We start from the raw sequence: 17,109 nt of genomic DNA, 5'->3' as shown, positions 1-17,109 counted from the left end.
GCTGACTCCTCTCCGGCGCTGCAGCATCCTGTTCCGGGCACCGTCGCAACCAGATTCGTCTGTCCACGCCGTCACCAATCCGTTCGCGACAGTGACATTAAATCTATAAATGATGATATTGTCAACTATGACGTATAAATCTAAAATATGGCAATACAGAAAACTGGAGCCGCGATGCCTGATACCCCGAACTCCCGTGCGACCCGGCAGCGCACACAAAAGCTGCGAGCTCCGGCCGAGGCGACCGAAGGGCATCAGCCGCGCGGCACCCGCCGCAAGCGGGAGACTCGTACCCGGCTGCTCGACGCTGCGCTCAGGCTAATCGCCGAAAAAGGAATGGGTTCAGTCGCGATCACCGACATTACCGAGGCCGCCGACGTCGGTTTCGGCTCCTTCTACAACCACTTCGAGTCGAAGGAAGGAATCTTCGCCGCACTCGTCGAGTGGGTGTTCGAGGAGTTCGCTGATTCGCTTGACCGCCTGGCTAGCGGACTGTCCGACCCGGCCGAAGTGGTCGCAGTCTGTGTGCGTCATACGCTGATGCGCGCCCGCCGCGAGCCGGTGTGGGGACAACTCCTGATCCGCGAGGGTTTTTCGGTGCATGCGCTGAACTGGGGCCTGGGTCAGCGCATGCTGCGCGATAGTCAAAGAGGCATTTCCGCGAAACGCTTTGTCGTGCCGGACCACTTTCTGTGTCTCATTTCCGTGACGGGCATCATCTTCGCGGCGATCGCCGCTGAGTTGCACTCTTCCGCCTCCGTCGCACCAGCGGTCCAGCGGCAGAAGGCATCTGGACTCGGAGACCAGAACTTCGCGGAGCGCGCGGCAGTAGTCGTGCTACAGGCACTTGGACTGAAGCGTGCGGAGGCGGAGCGAATTGCGCAGTTGCCATTGCCCGCAGGTAAGCCGGAAACCAAGGCCTGTCGAGCAAAACCGCCTGTCCGCTGATCGAGTGGACAAATTCCAGCCTCAGGGTGCGGCTAGAGGGGTGGCAAGACGAGAAGCGAGGCAGCTGTGATCGGGAGAAACGGCGCCGACAACGAAGGAGTGGGGAGACGGCTGCCGGATCGCGTGTTGCCCCACGCCCTGGCCTCCTCGCCCAGTACTGCGGTGCTGTGAATATGAGTCAGCTACCGTAAAGCGCACTCGCGAGATAACGGCGGCGCAGTTCGCGCAGCCCCGTCGCCAGGATCGCGCTGGCCGGCAGCGCAAGTAGCACGCCAAAGAAGCCGAAGAACTGGCCGAAGGCCAGCAAGGCGAAAATCACCGCGAGCGGATGCAGGCCGATGCGTTCGCCAACGAGGCGTGGCGTGAGAATGAAGCTCTCGAGAATCTGGCCGACGGCGTACACGACGACCACCGCGCCGACACCATACCAGCTACCGAACTGCAGCAGCGCGGCTAAAAGCGCAAGCACAAGCCCGGTCGCAAATCCGATATACGGAATGAACACCGCAAGCCCGGTAAAAAGACCGACGGGTAGCGCGATTTCAAAGCCCGCGATCGTCAGTGCTATCGGATAGAACGCGGCGAGCACCCCCATCACGAGTACCTGGCCACGCAGGTATTGCGACAGCATTTGGTCTGTGTCTGTCATGAACTCCCGCGTTTTGCCCAGCCAGCGCCGCGGCACGAAGCTTTCCAGGCGAGCGAACGCCTCGTGTCTGTCATAGAGCAGATAGAACAGCACGAGCGGCACCAGCACGACGTTGCCAACGACAGTGATCATCACGTTGCCGCTCGTGCGCATGGACTGCCACACAGCCAACGCGACTGTCTGTTCGCTCGCTTTGAGATCCACCGCCACCATGTCGCGAACATTGCCCAAATCGAGCGAGTAGCTCAGGCCCAGGAAAGCCAGTTTGGGTTGCAACCACGTGTTGAGCTTCCCTACCAGGGAGGGAATCTGTCCGATCAGCTCAGGCCCCTCCTTCTGGATCACGGCAAGCACGAGTAGAACGAGCAGCGCAGCCATCAATCCGAACAACAACATCATCGCGAGCGCCGCGAGCCCGCGTGGCGCGCGATGACGAACCAGCCACTCGACCCCCGGCTGCAAAACATATGCGATGAGCCCACCAAGCAGGAAGGGTGCGAGGACGGGGCGCAAGATCCATAGCAAGACAGCGACCGTCAAGACTACAGCGCCCCATGAGAGGGCTTGGCGATTGTACAAAGTCATAAGCGCAAGGTGTGGGTGGCATTGGGATGTGGAACATTTCGAACTAACCGGTGCAGTTCGGTCCTGTTCGTCAGGGAACGCAAACGATCAAATGCGAGGCACTGCATCGTTGCCCCTCTCTTCCGCTGGAGAAACTTGCCGAGGCGGCAACGTCTTTCCAACAAACGTTCGCCCTTCAGGCCTGAAATTGAAGGATCACCATGCCACTTCGAGTTGGTCGCCCGACGTCACACTACCTTCCATCCATGATCGGAACCACTGCGGTCGTCGCGGTAGCAGACTCTTTCAGTCTCATGGGCAGCCGTGACCAGCCGGGCGTCGCATGCTCCCCCAGCTTCTAATTGACATTATTATCAGCTTTGCTCTCGATGTCAATTAATGCATGTGGACCGGACTCCGGCGTACCGAAGACCGATCTGGGAGAAGGAATCGAAGCGAGTTTTTCGTGGACATCATCCGCTATAAACCCGGACTGACTTTCCGTGCGGCCAGTACGTCATTCTGGCGGGCCGCCCATGTGAAGGAACGTTCCCACGCGCTGAATGCTTTCGGGATATGTCCGTCAGCCTTAATCGTGTGCTTGTTCAACCGGCGTCGCAAACCCGCCCGCTACAGGTGTCGATGAAATCCGATGCATTGAACACACGCCATCACGATGCGACTAGTTCTTCCGCTGGTTGCTCTTCGCCGCTGCGACCTTGCCGTCGTCCCGGCGCGGCGGTAGCGGTAAGCGCCCGATACAGGTCCGGTCGTAGTCTTTCGCATCACTACGCGACACTCGCAGCGACGCGAGCTAGCTTAAATGAGGACATGGCAGTGATAACAAGGGGAAAACGTTTGCGACGGGCCTTCTGGCGCGCCCACGTCACGCTTGTCTTTTTGGCAGGCTTTCCTTAATTACCAGGTGTAACGAAACTGACATAAAGACCCTTTAGCGTGCTGATTTCTCGTTCAACGGGTAGTCTCGAAATGCACCCCGCGCTTGCGCAGTTTCGTCGCCCGGGCGTCCCCGGAAGCCCGCGTTGCGCGGGCGATCTCTGCCAGGAAGTCCCAGTCATCGATGCGGCTGATTCAAACTCTTTGGCAATGGAGATCTTCTATTCGCGGCGCGACATGGTCAGTTTGGCCGTGGTGGAAGGTGACCGCCCCATCGGACTGATTAACCGCGATATTCTTCTGTCGGAAATGAGCAAACCGTTTCACCGGGAGCTTTACGACAAGAAAAGCTGTATCGCGTTCATGGACAAGGAGCCACTCATCGTTGACGCGGACATGAGCATCGAAGCGCTTACGTTCAAGACGGTTGAGGTGGGTAAAAAAGCGCTGTCCGACGGATTCATCGTGACACGACAGGGCCGATTCGTCGGACTTGCCAGCGGCTTTCAGCTATTGGGTGCCGTGGCTGAAATGCAGGCGGAAAAGAACCGCCAAATCATGCAGAGCATTGAATATGCGAGCGTGATCCAGCGAGCGATGCTGCGCGCTTCGCGCGACGCGCTGTCGTCCATGTTGCCGGATGCCGCGTTGGTATGGGAGCCGCGTGATGTGGTGGGTGGCGACTTTTATCACTTCGCTTCGTTTCCCGATGGATGGTTTGGCGCTGTAGCCGACTGTACTGGACATGGGGTGCCCGGTGCCTTCATGACACTACTTGCTTCGGCTTCACTGTCGCAGGCGCTTGAACGAATCGAGCCGCGCGACCCAGCCGCCCTTCTGGCAGCTGTCAATCGCAACGTCAAGGGGTTGCTGGGTCAGGTGCATGGAACAGGCGAGTCGCCGCAGTCGAACGACGGCCTCGACGCAGCCTTCTTCTGGTTCGACGCGGCACAGCGGCGACTGCATTTTTCCGGTGCACGCATCGCGCTGCACGTTTTGCGGCCGGATGCCGATCACTTTGAAAGCATTTCAGGCGAACGCATGGGTGTAGGGTATGTGGACAGTCTGGCGGACTATGCGTGGACGCTGAACACCATCGCGCTTCCGCAGGGTAGCCTCCTGTTCGTCTCGACAGACGGGCTTATCGATCAGATCGGCGGTCCGCGAAAAATTGCTTTTGGGAGGCGTCGGGCCCTCGATCTCATTATCGAGAACCGTGCGCAATCGCTATCCGTCATACGCGATGGCCTGCAGCGCGCGTTGGCCGGCTGGCAGGGCGCACAAGCGCGTCGCGATGACGTAACGCTATTTTTTGCTCGCGTTTAGGGTAGTTCATGAACATGTTTGAACTGTTAGATCAGGATGCCGCGTTCTTTGAACTCGCTCAGAGGCGCAACCTGCTTTTTTATCACAAGGGTTACTTCTCCCATAGCATAGTTGCGGCGATGAGCGAGGTCGTGAAACTGCAGCTGGAAGTTGCTGGGATCAGCGCACCAATCCGGCGTAAATTGTTTTCGTCTTTTATCGAACTCTCGCAGAATATCATTCATTACTCGTCGGATTCGCTCATCGAGGATGCCGGGAAGAGTGGCGCCATACGTGAAGGTGCGGTGTGCATCACCACCGACGGTGAGCATCACGTCATGTTGTGCGTGAATCCCATTGCGACGACGGCAGTGGACTATCTGCGCGAACGGCTTGAGCCGTTGTGCACCATGTCGCTTGAAGAAATCAAGCAGGCGTACAAATTATCGCTGCGCTCCGATACGCCGGAGGAAAGCAAGGGCGCGGGGCTTGGGTTCTTGACGATGGCCCGCGATGCGAGCGCTCCGCTGGAGTTCGCCTTTCATCCGCGTGTCGACGTCCCGGAAACCACGCTGTTTTGCCTCAAGACCATCATCTGACCACGGGACGAGTACGAGCCATGGATAATCTTTATATTGCGGCCACGACGACGTCGCCGGAAGTCGATTTTCAGTTCGACCAGGACGTGCTGACATTCAGGGGAGAGTCTTATCCCGAGAACGCGGCAGCGTTCTATGCGCCGGTGATCGAGCGGCTTCGCGCGTACCTCGCAAGCTGTCACGACGCGCTCGTTACGGTAGAGGTCACCCTGACTTACTTCAACAGTTCGAGCACGAAGATGCTGTTCAGCGTGTTTGACGCCTTGAATCAGGCGGCTTCATCCGGAAATCGCGTGCTGGTGAGATGGTACCGCGACGCCGAAGACGAAACGATTCTCGAATTCGGCGAGGAATTGCAAGCAGATTTCACGGCGATCCAGTTCACCGATTGCCCCGTTGCGACATAAGGAGGGCCACGGTGGTTTCCACTTCCTCTTCGGACGTATCTTCGCATGACGCTCCGGACCTGTTCCAGAACGAGAGCGATGCGCTCGAGAAGGCACGCGCGCTCCATGCGAATATCGAGGCCGACGCACAGCAATGTCGCCTGGCGCTAGCTGAGTTGATCGGACATTTCGAACGCCTGATGCGCGAAACGCGCCGCCTGATTGGACGTAGCGACCGGGCCGAGCGCGAGATGCATGCACTGACCCAACAGTTGCAATATCGCGCGACACACGATGCGCTGACCAATGTATTGAACCGCAGTGCCGTGATCGAACGGACGAGCAAGGTGTTGCGCGTCGATCGGGCAGTGATGATCTTGCTCGACATCGATGAGTTCAAGAAAGTAAATGACGATTTCGGACATCCTGTTGGCGACGCAGTGATACTCGGCATCGTCGAGTGCTTGCGGAGCATTGTCGGCAAACAGGGAGTCATTGGTCGCGTGGGCGGCGAAGAGTTTACCGTGCTGTTACCGGGGCATGATCTGGCCACCGCACTGCAGTTAGCGGAGAAAATGCGCGGGGCGATCGGCAGTCATGTTTTCGGTGCGCCTGTGAATCGTCGCATCACGGCTAGTTTCGGCGTCAGTGCCAATCCGGTTCGAACCGATTTCGATACTGCATACGGCCTGGCAGATTCCGCTTTGTATAAAGCGAAGCGAGGAGGACGGAATCGCGTGGAGTTTGCTGATCCGCAATTGGTTTCGTCTGCGATGCCGATCGGGGACTGAACGGCAACTTGTCGCTGTACGCGGTCGACTCGCTGGCGATCGAGTCGACCGGCGCCCTTGCATGCTTTAGGGCGGGTTTCAGCCTAACTGAAACCTCGTTCTTGTTTTCCATCAAATCTCCAATCTGAAAAATGAACGGGAACTCACGAGGTTTGCATGTGAGCCATTCAACCGATGCCGAGCAGGTACGCCCTATCTTCGGTCGATAACGAGTCAAGCCATTCGGTCTCGTGGCCTGGCTCCGGAAGCACGTTTCCGTATTCGACCATCTGCGAAGGAGGCAGCTCGGAAATGTAGGCCCAGACGTAGCGGCGCTCAGTGGCGGCCGCCGCCACGATCACGCTCACAATTGCGTCCAGCAAACTCCGCTTCTGATCCGGCGTCCGGCCAGCCCGTATATGCCCGTGGACGTATATATGGTCGGCCTTCAGCGGACTTCCGCCGAGAAAGTGATTGCCCTCGGCAATGTCCTGGAAGATAACCTGCGCAAAAAATCCGTGGGCGCCCGTTGCGTCGCTGTGAGATTCGGTGATACGTGACGCGATCCCCTGCTTCATCTGTTGGGTCAGGCGGTTCGCGGCTGCGGAAACGATATAGGTTGGCATGTTGAACTCCATTGAGCAGTGAATAAGAGGGATGCGAAGCAATGGCAGCATTCGGAAACGGGTTTGAGATTCAGTACCCTGCTCCGTTTGAAGCACCAGCCTCGTACGCTGATTTTGTTGCGGCGCTGGCGTGCTCCTGCGCAACCGAAGCGATGATCGAGACTGCGTCCAGAATCTGCGCACGAGAGATGTTGAGATAGGGAATTGCGCGGACGCCGTCCACGCCCGAAGGAAGAACGTATAGTCCTTTGGCGTGCAGCTTCTCCACGAATTCACCGGCGGCGATGGACGTGATGCCAAACCGGACAATGTTTGTTTCCACTGTCGCGACATCAAGCGAAATACCGGGCAGCCCGGCGATCCCGTTGGCCAGCAGCCTTGCGTGCTCGTGATCTTCTTTCAAACGCTCGCGATTGTGACGCAGGGCATAGAGCGCGCCGCCGGCTACGATCCCAGCCTGGCGGAATCCGCCTCCAATCTGTTGTTTGAAACGACGTGCGCGATCGATAAAGTCACGGGGGCCAGCGAGCGCCGACCCAATCGGTGCGCCCAACCCTTTAGAGAAGCATACGCTGACGGTATCGAAATGCTTCGCATATTCCCGTTCCGGGATTTGGGTCGCCGCCGTTGCGTGCCACAGACGCGCGCCGTCCAGGTGCAACGCGATTCCCTTTGACCGTGCGACATTGCAAACTTCGGCAAGCTGTTCAATCGGCCAGATTTTTCCCCCGCCGACGTTGTGAGTGTTCTCGAGGCAGAGTAGCTTCACAGGGGCTGGGATCGTACTTGGGAAGAACCGATGCGGGCGACCCAGCGCGTCGAGAACGTCCTGGGCCGTGAAGACGCCCCTGACGCCAGGAAGGAGACGCGGGAGTACGCCAGAGATCGCCGCGGATGCGCCGCCTTCGAGGATATAGACATGTGCATTCTGGTCAAACAACACCGCGTCGCCTGGTTCAGTATGAGCGCGGATGGCGACCTGATTCGTCATGGTGCCGGTGACCATGTACACGGCGTCTTCCTTGCCGAGAAGATCCGCGACTTCGCGCTCCAGCTCCTTGACGGTGGGATCATCGCCGTAGACGTCGTCCCCAACATCGGCTGAGGCCATGATGTGACGCATTTCCGCAGTCGGTTGGCTACGGGTGTCACTGCGCAGATCGATCATCTCGTCCTCCATCGCGGGGCATTGTGTATCTGCAGCGATCGCTACGTGCCGCAGCGGTTGACCTTTCAGCAAGAGATACCGGGCCGCCTCCACGCGCCGTTGGGCCAGGTACGCATGAGGCGCTACGCCGATTGCTTTCTTGAAGCCCCGAAGCAGATGGAAGGAGCTCATTCCCGCAGCCTGCGCGATGACGTCGAGGGACGGATTAGCAGCGACATGCCCGTCGATATACTTCCGAGCACGTTTCACTGCGCCCGGTGTCGATGGAGCCGCTGTGCCAGCTGGATTCGAACGTGAGGAAGTCGGGGGCCCCATTTATGACGATCTCCAGGTAACTCGACCGCACGTCGAAATGATCCGACGAACGCCGTCGTGCTCAACCAAGCGCCGCGCGCGTCCGCGAAACGGCAACTGGCCTCGCGCGCGTCCGGCGTTGCAGCAGGTACACCCCTCCAACAATAGCCGCCATTGCGAGCAGGTCCAACAGTCGCATCGGTTCGCGGCCGATCGACAGTCCCAGCAGCAAGGCAACGACAGGCGGGATATATGTCACGCTGGAGGCCGCGACTGCGCCGAGCCGCCCGACGATGAAGTAATACAGAATGTAGGCGACTCCGGTTCCGGTCAGCCCGAGACCCAGGACGAGCCCAAGCGCTGCACGCATATCACCCGTTACACGTGCCATGCCGTGGAAGTCTGTGACGCAGCTGATTACAACGAGCGCGAAGCCGATCTGCCACGTCGACAGGGCCAGCGGTGAGAGGTCGAGACCGGAAAGAAAGCGTCGCGCGTAGGCGAACGAGCAGCCGACGCTGAGCGAACCGGCGACCATATAGGACACCCCGAGCAGATTGACGCCTGCACCGTGCGCATCCCACGGTCTTGCGATCAGCAGCACGCCGACGAAGCCGCTTGCGATGCCGACGATCATCCGTGCGGTCGGACGCTCCTGCCGCAATAGCGCCCACGCGGCAACGAAAGAAAACAGCGGGATCGCTGCGCTCAGCATGCCGGCCACACTGGATAGCAGCAGTGCCGCCCCCTTCGCGAACGCGTAGTAGTAGAACACGGTGGCGAGAAGTGACATGACGCCGAAATGATGGGCATGGCGCAGATGGCGCCATTTCAGCTCACCCCTGCACAGCGCCAAGGCCAGGACAGGCAGGAAACCGAACAGCGTCCGGAGGAACACGATCTGGGCAGCCGATATTTCAACGCTTGCCCATTTCATGAACATGAAGTTGGTGCCCCAGATGAGGCCGAGCGCTGCGAAGGCGAAGTAGGCGGGGTTCATGGCGATGATCTCGATGGAATTTCGACTCTTGATTGTCTTCACTCCACAGATGCGCTACAAATGATTTAATCTCGTCGATGCAATATAAAAACTGCGCCATGCAACCCATTCCTCCAATGAAAGCCTTGGTGGCTCTCGAAGCCGCAATGCGATACGGCAGCTTTACTCTAGCCGCCGAGGAACTGAACGTGACGCCCGGCGCGGTGGGTCAACAGATCCAGAAGCTCGAAGACTGGCTCGGTGTCGCCCTCTTCATACGGCAGATACGACAGGTGACGCCGACTGCCGAAGGTCGTGCGTATTTTGCGCGGATCCAGCCGGCGTTACTGGAGATCATCCATGCCAGCCGCCGCCTGCGGGAACGTCACAGCAAGGGCGTTCGGCTGTCCATGCCGCCGAGCTTCGCCGCAAAGTGGTTTGCTCCGCGAATGGCAGACCTGCTGCAGACGCATCCGGGAATCGCATTGAGCCTCTCCACGTCAACCGCAATGGTCGATTTCGAAGTGGATGCCGTCGATCTCGCGGTCCGGCACTTCGACGGCGTCGACCCGCAACTCAAGGTGCAACTGCTTTGCACCGACGAGGCACGCGCATACTGCAGCCCGACATACGCGAAAAAGTGGAAATTGAAGCGGCCCGAAGATCTTCAATCCGCGACGCTGCTTCATAACACTCTGCATCCTCACTGGAGGGAGTGGTTGACACGCTTCGGCAGTCTAGTCGATGCGCAGATCGAGGCGATCAAAGGCATTGAATTCGACCAGTCTCTGATGGCGATCGAAGCCGCGGTGCGCGCACAAGGGGTGGTCCTGACAAGTTCCATCCTGGTGGAGGCCGAACTCGCTGAAGGGGCGCTCGTCGAACCGTTCGGCAAAGCGCTGTCGTTGCCGAACGGATACTATCTCGTATACCCCAATGCAGACGAGCTTCAACCGGATGTGAAATCGCTGAAAGCGTGGATGGTCGAGAAGATGGCTGCCAGAAGCGGCACCTTGAATTCCCCTTGAATTCGGGCACGCAACACATCGATGAATCGAAGCCAGCGCCCCGCGAATGGCTCTTTACACGGCGACAATGAACGCTCCCGATTTGAGGATCGCAATCGCTTTTGGCCAGACCACGCCATTTCTCACTTGTGCAGGCTATTTGGGTGGTTTACCGCGTCCTTCACACGCTGCTTCCAGTCATCCGGCATGAACGAAGTTTGCATATGAGCCACACGTCCGTCGACGGTCAGATGGCGCCGCGCGTCGTCGGTATCCCCGTGAACAAGGTGGCGAGACTCAGCGAACCGCACGTGCATTACCGCGGCGAGCGCCCGCTCGTAGGCGTCGGCATTGCCATCGGCATGCATTATCGCTGCAAGTGCCTTTGCAAATCCTGACGCGCATTCGACGGCCGCATTACTGGACATGGCACTTTGTGAAAACTCGCGCCGGACATCGGCTTTCAACGCCTGAATGGCTGCTGCCACTCTCTCGTATGCGTGAGCAGGCCTTTCGCCGTAAGCATGAAGGTCAGTTGCGTAAATCGTCCGAATATACGCAAGCACATTCCTGTTGCTTTCAACGCGTTCCGCGAGTGTCTTGATGTATGCGATTTCGACTGCGGGGATGTCACCGCCTGATCCACAGCAAGCGAGCACTCGCGAGGCACCCTGCATCGCCGATGCGAACCACGTGAAATCGCGGAAAAGGAGATGTCTCGCGGCGCAGTCAAGCGTGCTGTCAGGCGGCAATCCGAGTTCGTGAGCCACCGACAGACTCGTCTTCATCACGAGCAGGATGAGCTCGCTCCATTCGTCCCTATGGCGCCCTTGCATCGAACTCTCGTTCATTGCCGCCTCGCGTAGACGTTTCGCATGAGGTCATACTACGCGCGGGAAGCTTTCAGCGCCATTACGTGACAGATACCGCACCGTTCTTCGGACGGGATTCGCTCGGCCAATCAAGCTCATTCGCGCCGCCGTGGCCTGACGAATACACGGGCGCGCGTCTTCATAAGTTCCGTTAGCCCGTCAGGCTCACCAGCTTGCATCAAAGGGGCGATGCAACCCGCGAGACGATCTGCTGGCGTCGCCTTAGCGAGTCGGCGGACCGCTGCCGCACCAGCTCCACAATGGGTTGCGGCGCAGTGTCCGGGCCACCAGCGTCGAAGGGCGGAGCAGGTGCATATTCGAGTTCCAGCTGGACCGCCTGCGCCTCCTCTTTGCCGACGAGCTCGCTCGCCAACGTCAGGGCAAAATCGATCCCCGCAGTAATGCCTCCGCCAGTCACCAGATTGCCGTCGCGCACCACCCGTTCGCGCACCGGAATTGCGCCCAACGGACCGAGCAATTCGTGAAACGCCCAATGCGTCGTGGCCCGGCGTCCACGAAGCAGACCAGCCGCCCCGAGAACGAGCGCACCGGTACAGATGGACGTAACGAAGCGCGCGGTGCCTGCCTGTCGACGGATGAACTCGAGCGTCTGCGCGTCCTCCATCAGATCTCCAACTCCGGCTCCGCCGGGTATGCAGATCACGTCGAGCGGTGGGCAACTGTCGAAGGTGGTATCCGGAGTCAGCGTGAGCCCGCTGCTGGCCTTCAGCGGCGCGAGGTCTTTCCAGACGAGATGGACTGTCACGTCGGGTAGCGACGCAAAAACGTCGTGCGGTCCGGTCAGATCGAGCTGCTGCACTTTCGGGAACAGAAGAAAGCCGATATGAAGCGTCATTGCAGCACCTCGTTTCGTAAGTGGACCCGACTCGTAGGGGGTTCTGCAGGTCATGCGGATAACTGAGTCCCTTCATAGGTGTCCCCTGAAGGCTTCAGATCTAACCCTCGCAACCGGCAACCAGTAGCATGCGCCTATCCGAGTCATCGTGTGTCATCGCTTGCTATGCGGGTTTCACGCACGACCAAAGTGGAAAATCCGCACATCACATTTCGACATTCAGGCAATCCGAAGGGCCAGTGTGTGGGTGGGAAGCAAGCATTCACGACTGGAACCCAAGGTCGTTCGCTAAGATCCGAGGCTTGCATTGGCTAAAGTCGGCGTTTGGCCATTCAAATTGCGCATAGAAAACTGATTATGCCCAATACGCTAATTACTTATCAGTAGATGGAAATCAGTCTGGATAACTATCTTTCGGAGAAGCGAAAATGACCAGCACAACGTTGCTTACACCAACACACGTGTGGAATGAAAAAATCTACAGCAACGGATGGAAGCACCCGGGCCTCGGCACTGAGGATGTGACGGAAAAAGCCACGGGCGCAAAGCTCGGTACGATCGGCATCGCGTCCGCTCAGGACATCGCGGCCGCCGCCGCATCGGCACGGGAGGCGCAAAGGGCTTGGGCCAAACTGGTGGGGCCGCAGCGCGGCGATGTGCTAAGGGAGGCCGCCCGACTGGTGCTGGCGTATGCCGACGAGCTGACCGAGCAACTGATCCGCGAGACCGGTTCGATTCGCGCCAAAGCACAATGGGAGGTCCACGTCACCGCACGCGAGCTACTGGAAGCAGCTGCGCTTGGCAGCCAGCCACAAGGCATCCTCACCCAAACAATGGAGGCGGGTTTTCAGAGCATTGCCCGGCGTATTCCACTCGGCGTGATCGGCATCATTACGCCGTGGAACTCGCCCTTCATTCTCGGCGTGCGGGCGATCGCGCCGGCACTGGCGATGGGCAACGCCGTTTTGCTGAAGCCCGACGTGCAGTCGCCGATTATCGGCGGTGTGGCCTTTGCCCGGGTGCTTGAAGAAGCGGGCCTGCCCAAGGGATTGTTCCACGTCCTGCCGGGCGCTGCGCAGACCGGTGCCGCCCTGGTCAGAGAACCGCTCATCAATATGGTCAGCTTCACGGGTTCCAGCCGCGTCGGCCGCGAGGTTGGTTCGGTCGCCGGCGGACAGCTTAAGCGCGTCTCACTGGAACTCGGCGGCAACAACCCCTTCATCGTGCTCGACGATGCAGATATCGAGGCGGCAGCGAGCGCCGGCGCATGGGGCTCCTTCTTCCACCAAGGCCAGATCTGTCTCACCACCGGCCGTCACCTGGTACACGAGGATGTCGCTGAGGCCTACGTCGAAGCCCTGGTGAAAAAGGCCAAGGCGCTCGTCGTCGGCAATCCCCTCGACGCAAAGGTCCAGGTCGGGCCGATCATCAACGAACGCCAGGCCGCCAATGCAGAGCGGATCGTCTCGCAAACAGTGGCCGAAGGAGCGAAGCTTCTGACGGGTGGCTCACGCCATGGACTGTTCTTCGAGCCGACCGTTATCACCGGAGTGACAGCCGGCATGACGGCATTCGACGAGGAAATCTTCGGACCGGTGGCGGCCATCACGACCTTCCGCACCGACAAGGAAGCCATTGCACTGGCCAATGCGACCGAGTACGGCCTGTCGGCTGCGGTGGTTTCCCCCGACCTGGCGCGCGCCCAACGCGTCGCCGATGCGCTGCATTCCGGGGTGATCCACATCAACGATCAGACCGTCGTGCATGGGATTTATGGCCCGATCGGCGGCGTCGGCATTTCCGGCAACGGTTTCGGCCACGGCGCGTCCAGCAATGCCGACCAGTTCAGCGAGTGGCAATGGATCACGGTACGCTCGCAGCTACCTAGCTACCCGTTCTGATCCATGGCGACAGAGAAGTCGCACCTGCGGCTTTTCCGTGAACCGCGCCCATCAACTGGCGGAGTTCGCATGACCGACAACCACACTCCTCAATCATCATCCCGCCGGCAGTTCGTGAGCGTTGCTGCAGCGGCCGTGGGAACTGGTTCGCTGAGCCGCCTCACCTTCGCGGGCACCCCTCCTATAGTCGGCAAGATCACGGAACCCGCGAACGGCGACAAGTCCGCGATTCGCCCGTTCCGCGTTCACGTCCCCGAAGCGGGCGCACCCGGCATGCGTCCCTCCGAACTGTCGCTGATTGACCGGCCTCACGTGTCCCTCTCTATGCACGTCAAAAGCGCTATCCTCGATAGCTACAAGGCGTAGCCTGCCCGTTCTTCTGCTCATCACGTGGACTTCTGATCAATCGAAGCAAAGAGAACAATGGAGTGAGATGCGATGGCAAATCTGCTTGAATCGAATCCGGCTCCGGGCGCGCCTGGCAGTCCGCTGAGCTGGAGCCGCGCGGACAAAGACGCCATCGGCACGGCGTACTCCCTGTCGAGCCAGGTCTGGTACACGACAGCAGGCGGCATCCTTACGGAAATCTACTTCCCGGATGTCGACACCCCTCAGGTACGAGACTTCCAACTAATCATTACCGACGGCTCGACCTTCTTTCACGACGCGCAGAAGGACTTCGAGCATCGATGCGAATGGCCGGAGCCGCCCGCCCTGTCCTTCCGCCTCACCTCCCTGGCGAAAGGACAGCCCTACACCGTGGTGCAGGACGTGATCGCCGAAAAGGGTGCGGCCTGCGTGCTGGTTCGCACGACATTGCAGGGAGAACAGGATTTCCTCGACACGCTGCATGTCTATGCGTTGTTGACGCCTCACATGGCGGGATACGGCGCCGGGAACACCGCGCATCGCGTCAGCACCGCGAATGGCGATCGCCTGGTCGCGACGCGCGGTCATTATTGGCTGGCGCTGGGCGCCGACTGCGGCTTCGGCATGACCAGTTGCGGTTTCGTGGGAGTGAACGACGGCTGGACCGACATCATCGCCAACAAGCGCTTGCCCGTCTGGAACTACGACGCGGCGAAGGGCGGATACGTCGCCCTGACAGCAGAGATTAACCGCGCAGGGCAAAATCAATTCGTTCTGGCGCTGGCGTTCTGCGTCGACGAACCGACGCCGATTACGCAGAGCACGCCCAACAAGGCGCTGACCGCCATATCCGAGGCGCTGGCCTACCCGTTCGACGGACCCGCGGATCCATACAGTCATCGGCAAGCGTTCATCCAGGGCTGGAGCGACGCCGTTCGCGAGCCCTTCCATCCGGCGCCGAACATTACGGGCGATGGCAATGCGCTTTTCAACATGAGCCGCAACGCGTTGCTCGCACATGAGGACAAGACGGCCGACGGCGCGCTAGTGGCTTCGTTGAGCATCCCGTGGGGACAGACGGTCCGGGACCTGGCTGCCGGCTACCACATGGTCTGGCCGCGTGACATGTGCCAAAGCGCACTCGCGCTGCTGGCCTCGGGTGCGCAGGATGCGCCGCTGCGTGGGCTGATGTTTCTCGCGGCATCGCAATTGGCGGATGGCAGCTTTCCGCAAAAGTTTTTTATTGACGGTGAGCCGTGGCCCGGCAATGCCTCGCAGCTCGACGAATATTCCTTTCCAATCATCCTGGCCTACCACTTGAGCGAGGCCGGTCTGCTGCGTCAATTCGATCCCACCGGAATGGTGCTGGCCGCGGCAGGCGCATTGATCAGGAACGGCCCCATGACGCAGCAGGAGCGATGGGAAGAACTCGAAGGCTATTCACCTTCGACACTGGCAGCGAACGTCGCGGCGCTGGTCTGTGCGGCCGCGAAATGGGCGGACGCCAAAACCGCCCGGTTCCTGCTCGAATACGCGGACTTTCTGGAAGCGCATCTCGAGACATGGTGCGTCACCACGCAAGGCACACTGGTTCCGGACGTTGCGCAGCACTACATTCGAATCTTGCCGACGCACATCAATGGCGTCTTCAATTTTCCAGAAGATCCCAACACCGCCAAGGTAAGCGTCTGGCGGAACGAGTACGACGCAAACACCATCGTGGACGCAGGCTTTCTCGAACTGGTGCGCTATGGCATTCGCGCCGCGAATGATCCGATCATCGTCAACTCGATCAAGGTGGTCGATGCAGTAATCAGAAAAGATCTACCTCAGGGACCGGGCTTTCATCGATACAACCATGACGGTTACGGCCAGGGCAATCTCGGCGAGGACTGGTACGACGGCGCTCCCTTCGGGGTTGGGCGCCCCTGGCCGCTGCTTACTGGCGAACGCGGACATTATGAATTGGCCGCCGTTGGCGATTCCACACCCTACATCCGTGCTCTCGAGGCGTTCGCCGGAACGCGCGGCCTGCTTCCCGAGCAAGTGTGGGATCTGCCCGATCTGCCCAACACGCCCTTCGTGACTGGCGGCCCGACGGGCTCTGCCACGCCGCTCGCGTGGGCCCACGCCGAATACATCAAGCTCGTTCGCTCTGCTTCTGATGGTCGCGTTTTCGACCGCCTCAATGTCGTCGCTGACCGTTATCAGCCGCTGCCTAGCCAGGCGCCGCGCGGCCGCAGCGCCATCGAAATCTGGAACTTCAACCGCCCGCTGCCGTCGATTCCGGCCGCCACGACACTTCGGATCCCTTTGGCCGCGCCTTTCCGTCTGCGCTGGTCGATCGACGACTGGGCCACGTCGGAGGACAGCGAAGCCACTGCCACGGCGGTCGGCATCTACTACGTCGATCTGGTCACGCGAGCAGCCCAGGCCGGTTCGTCGCTTGCATTCACCTTCTTCTGGACCTCGAGTCAGACGTGGCAAGGGCAGAATTTTTCCGTCGCCCTCCAATCCTAGGCGACGAGTCGACAAAGGCAGACCATTGATGCATCCCATCGTACGAAGGATAGTGGAACACTCAATGGGGCATGGCGAATGGTCACTCCTCGCAATTTGACCGTTTGAATACCGCTGTCGTTGGGTCGATTGGCGTGCGGCCCCGGAAACACTAGACTTTGACACACCAGCTGAGCGATTTCGCCAAGCCGTTGCATCGACCGGTTGAATCCGCCGAGTGATCCGGTCATCCAGGACGGCTTCTCGGGGACAGCAGTTCGGCCTAAGCCGCCGCTCGCATGTCGACGCTGGCATGCCCGCTCACTGCATCACAGCGGTCGTTCGACAGCGGCAATCGCGAACGGTCGCTATAACATCAACGAATGCGTACTTTCGGCCGATTCTGTTGAAAAAGTCGGC

The 17,109-nt window shown here is 59.5% G+C and carries 15 protein-coding genes; 9 read left to right on the top strand and 6 right to left on the bottom strand.

All coding sequences use genetic code 11. The features are described from left to right. The first annotated feature begins 174 nt into the window (after window positions 1-174). The gene (locus RI103_RS33265; RefSeq protein ID WP_310819082.1) at window positions 175-948 is read left to right on the top strand and encodes a TetR/AcrR family transcriptional regulator; all 774 of its coding nucleotides are present in this window, start codon (window positions 175-177) and stop codon (window positions 946-948) included. A gap of 178 nt (window positions 949-1,126) precedes the next feature. Here RI103_RS33265 and RI103_RS33260 read toward each other — a convergent pair whose 3' ends face one another. Continuing rightward, on the bottom strand, window positions 1,127-2,182 hold the full coding sequence (locus RI103_RS33260) for an AI-2E family transporter (protein ID WP_310819081.1): 1,056 nt from the start codon (window positions 2,180-2,182) through the stop codon (window positions 1,127-1,129). 1,086 nt (window positions 2,183-3,268) lie between these two features. On the opposite strand from RI103_RS33260, the gene RI103_RS33255 reads away from it, so the two are divergent. From RI103_RS33255 to RI103_RS33240, 4 genes are read left to right on the top strand one after another with little or no spacing between them, the layout of a single operon-like run. After that, window positions 3,269-4,384: a SpoIIE family protein phosphatase gene (locus RI103_RS33255; RefSeq protein WP_310819349.1), complete on the top strand. Its 1,116-nt coding sequence runs from the start codon at window positions 3,269-3,271 to the stop codon at window positions 4,382-4,384. 14 nt (window positions 4,385-4,398) lie between these two features. After that, window positions 4,399-4,962, top strand: a complete 564-nt coding sequence (locus RI103_RS33250) for a SiaB family protein kinase (RefSeq protein ID WP_310819348.1) — start codon at window positions 4,399-4,401, stop codon at window positions 4,960-4,962. Between the two features lie 20 nt (window positions 4,963-4,982). Then, on the top strand, window positions 4,983-5,369 hold the full coding sequence (locus tag RI103_RS33245; protein WP_310819080.1) for a DUF1987 domain-containing protein: 387 nt from the start codon (window positions 4,983-4,985) through the stop codon (window positions 5,367-5,369). An 11-nt stretch (window positions 5,370-5,380) separates the two neighbouring features. Beyond that, window positions 5,381-6,139: a GGDEF domain-containing protein gene (locus RI103_RS33240; protein WP_310819079.1), complete on the top strand. Its 759-nt coding sequence runs from the start codon at window positions 5,381-5,383 to the stop codon at window positions 6,137-6,139. Between the two features lie 167 nt (window positions 6,140-6,306). On the opposite strand, the gene RI103_RS33235 is transcribed toward RI103_RS33240, so the two are convergent. The 3 genes from RI103_RS33235 to RI103_RS33225 all read right to left on the bottom strand — a co-directional run bounded on the left by RI103_RS33235 (window position 6,307) and on the right by RI103_RS33225 (window position 9,206). Continuing rightward, window positions 6,307-6,744, bottom strand: a complete 438-nt coding sequence (locus RI103_RS33235) for a tautomerase family protein (protein ID WP_310819078.1) — start codon at window positions 6,742-6,744, stop codon at window positions 6,307-6,309. A 70-nt stretch (window positions 6,745-6,814) separates the two neighbouring features. Further along, a complete protein-coding gene (locus RI103_RS33230) occupies window positions 6,815-8,227 on the bottom strand; it encodes a GntG family PLP-dependent aldolase (protein WP_310819077.1) in 1,413 nt (470 codons plus the stop codon). Between the two features lie 61 nt (window positions 8,228-8,288). Further along, window positions 8,289-9,206: a DMT family transporter gene (locus RI103_RS33225; protein WP_310819347.1), complete on the bottom strand. Its 918-nt coding sequence runs from the start codon at window positions 9,204-9,206 to the stop codon at window positions 8,289-8,291. Window positions 9,207-9,304: 98 nt separating this feature from the next. Here RI103_RS33225 and RI103_RS33220 point away from each other — a divergent pair, with 98 nt between their 5' ends. After that, a complete protein-coding gene (locus RI103_RS33220; protein WP_310819346.1) occupies window positions 9,305-10,213 on the top strand; it encodes a LysR substrate-binding domain-containing protein in 909 nt (302 codons plus the stop codon). Window positions 10,214-10,335: 122 nt separating this feature from the next. Here the strand turns inward: RI103_RS33220 and RI103_RS33215 are convergent, their stop codons facing one another. After that, on the bottom strand, window positions 10,336-11,043 hold the full coding sequence (locus tag RI103_RS33215) for a hypothetical protein (RefSeq protein WP_310819076.1): 708 nt from the start codon (window positions 11,041-11,043) through the stop codon (window positions 10,336-10,338). A 199-nt stretch (window positions 11,044-11,242) separates the two neighbouring features. Next, the gene (locus RI103_RS33210) at window positions 11,243-11,920 is read right to left on the bottom strand and encodes a DJ-1/PfpI family protein (protein ID WP_310819075.1); all 678 of its coding nucleotides are present in this window, start codon (window positions 11,918-11,920) and stop codon (window positions 11,243-11,245) included. A gap of 428 nt (window positions 11,921-12,348) precedes the next feature. On the opposite strand from RI103_RS33210, the gene RI103_RS33205 reads away from it, so the two are divergent. The 3 genes from RI103_RS33205 (at window position 12,349) to RI103_RS33195 (ending at window position 16,710) form a co-directional block, all read left to right on the top strand. Beyond that, window positions 12,349-13,821: an aldehyde dehydrogenase family protein gene (locus tag RI103_RS33205; protein WP_310819074.1), complete on the top strand. Its 1,473-nt coding sequence runs from the start codon at window positions 12,349-12,351 to the stop codon at window positions 13,819-13,821. Between the two features lie 69 nt (window positions 13,822-13,890). After that, on the top strand, window positions 13,891-14,187 hold the full coding sequence (locus RI103_RS33200; RefSeq protein WP_310819073.1) for a hypothetical protein: 297 nt from the start codon (window positions 13,891-13,893) through the stop codon (window positions 14,185-14,187). Window positions 14,188-14,259: 72 nt separating this feature from the next. Further along, entirely contained in the window at window positions 14,260-16,710 is a 2,451-nt protein-coding gene (locus RI103_RS33195) for a glycoside hydrolase family 15 protein (protein WP_310819072.1), read from the top strand. Window positions 16,711-17,109: the final 399 nt, after the last annotated feature.

The organism is Paraburkholderia sp. FT54 (genome assembly GCF_031585635.1).
Lineage (GTDB): Bacteria > Pseudomonadota > Gammaproteobacteria > Burkholderiales > Burkholderiaceae > Paraburkholderia.
Note: the sequence above shows the minus strand (reverse complement) of the source record. Positions and strands in the feature narration are given on the sequence as shown.

Excerpts from the sequence above, each read along its gene's own strand:
- RI103_RS33265 (WP_310819082.1), top strand. The coding sequence starts at position 175 with ATGCCTGATACCCCGAACTCCCGTGCGACCCGGCAGCGCACACAAAAG.
- RI103_RS33260 (WP_310819081.1), bottom strand. The coding sequence starts at position 2,182 with ATGACTTTGTACAATCGCCAAGCCCTCTCATGGGGCGCTGTAGTCTTG.
- RI103_RS33255 (WP_310819349.1), top strand. The coding sequence starts at position 3,269 with ATGGAGATCTTCTATTCGCGGCGCGACATGGTCAGTTTGGCCGTGGTG.
- RI103_RS33250 (WP_310819348.1), top strand. The coding sequence starts at position 4,399 with ATGTTTGAACTGTTAGATCAGGATGCCGCGTTCTTTGAACTCGCTCAG.
- RI103_RS33245 (WP_310819080.1), top strand. The coding sequence starts at position 4,983 with ATGGATAATCTTTATATTGCGGCCACGACGACGTCGCCGGAAGTCGAT.
- RI103_RS33235 (WP_310819078.1), bottom strand. The coding sequence starts at position 6,744 with ATGCCAACCTATATCGTTTCCGCAGCCGCGAACCGCCTGACCCAACAG.
- RI103_RS33230 (WP_310819077.1), bottom strand. The coding sequence starts at position 8,227 with ATGGGGCCCCCGACTTCCTCACGTTCGAATCCAGCTGGCACAGCGGCT.
- RI103_RS33225 (WP_310819347.1), bottom strand. The coding sequence starts at position 9,206 with ATGAACCCCGCCTACTTCGCCTTCGCAGCGCTCGGCCTCATCTGGGGC.
- RI103_RS33220 (WP_310819346.1), top strand. The coding sequence starts at position 9,305 with ATGCAACCCATTCCTCCAATGAAAGCCTTGGTGGCTCTCGAAGCCGCA.
- RI103_RS33215 (WP_310819076.1), bottom strand. The coding sequence starts at position 11,043 with ATGAACGAGAGTTCGATGCAAGGGCGCCATAGGGACGAATGGAGCGAG.
- RI103_RS33210 (WP_310819075.1), bottom strand. The coding sequence starts at position 11,920 with ATGACGCTTCATATCGGCTTTCTTCTGTTCCCGAAAGTGCAGCAGCTC.
- RI103_RS33205 (WP_310819074.1), top strand. The coding sequence starts at position 12,349 with ATGACCAGCACAACGTTGCTTACACCAACACACGTGTGGAATGAAAAA.
- RI103_RS33200 (WP_310819073.1), top strand. The coding sequence starts at position 13,891 with ATGACCGACAACCACACTCCTCAATCATCATCCCGCCGGCAGTTCGTG.
- RI103_RS33195 (WP_310819072.1), top strand. The coding sequence starts at position 14,260 with ATGGCAAATCTGCTTGAATCGAATCCGGCTCCGGGCGCGCCTGGCAGT.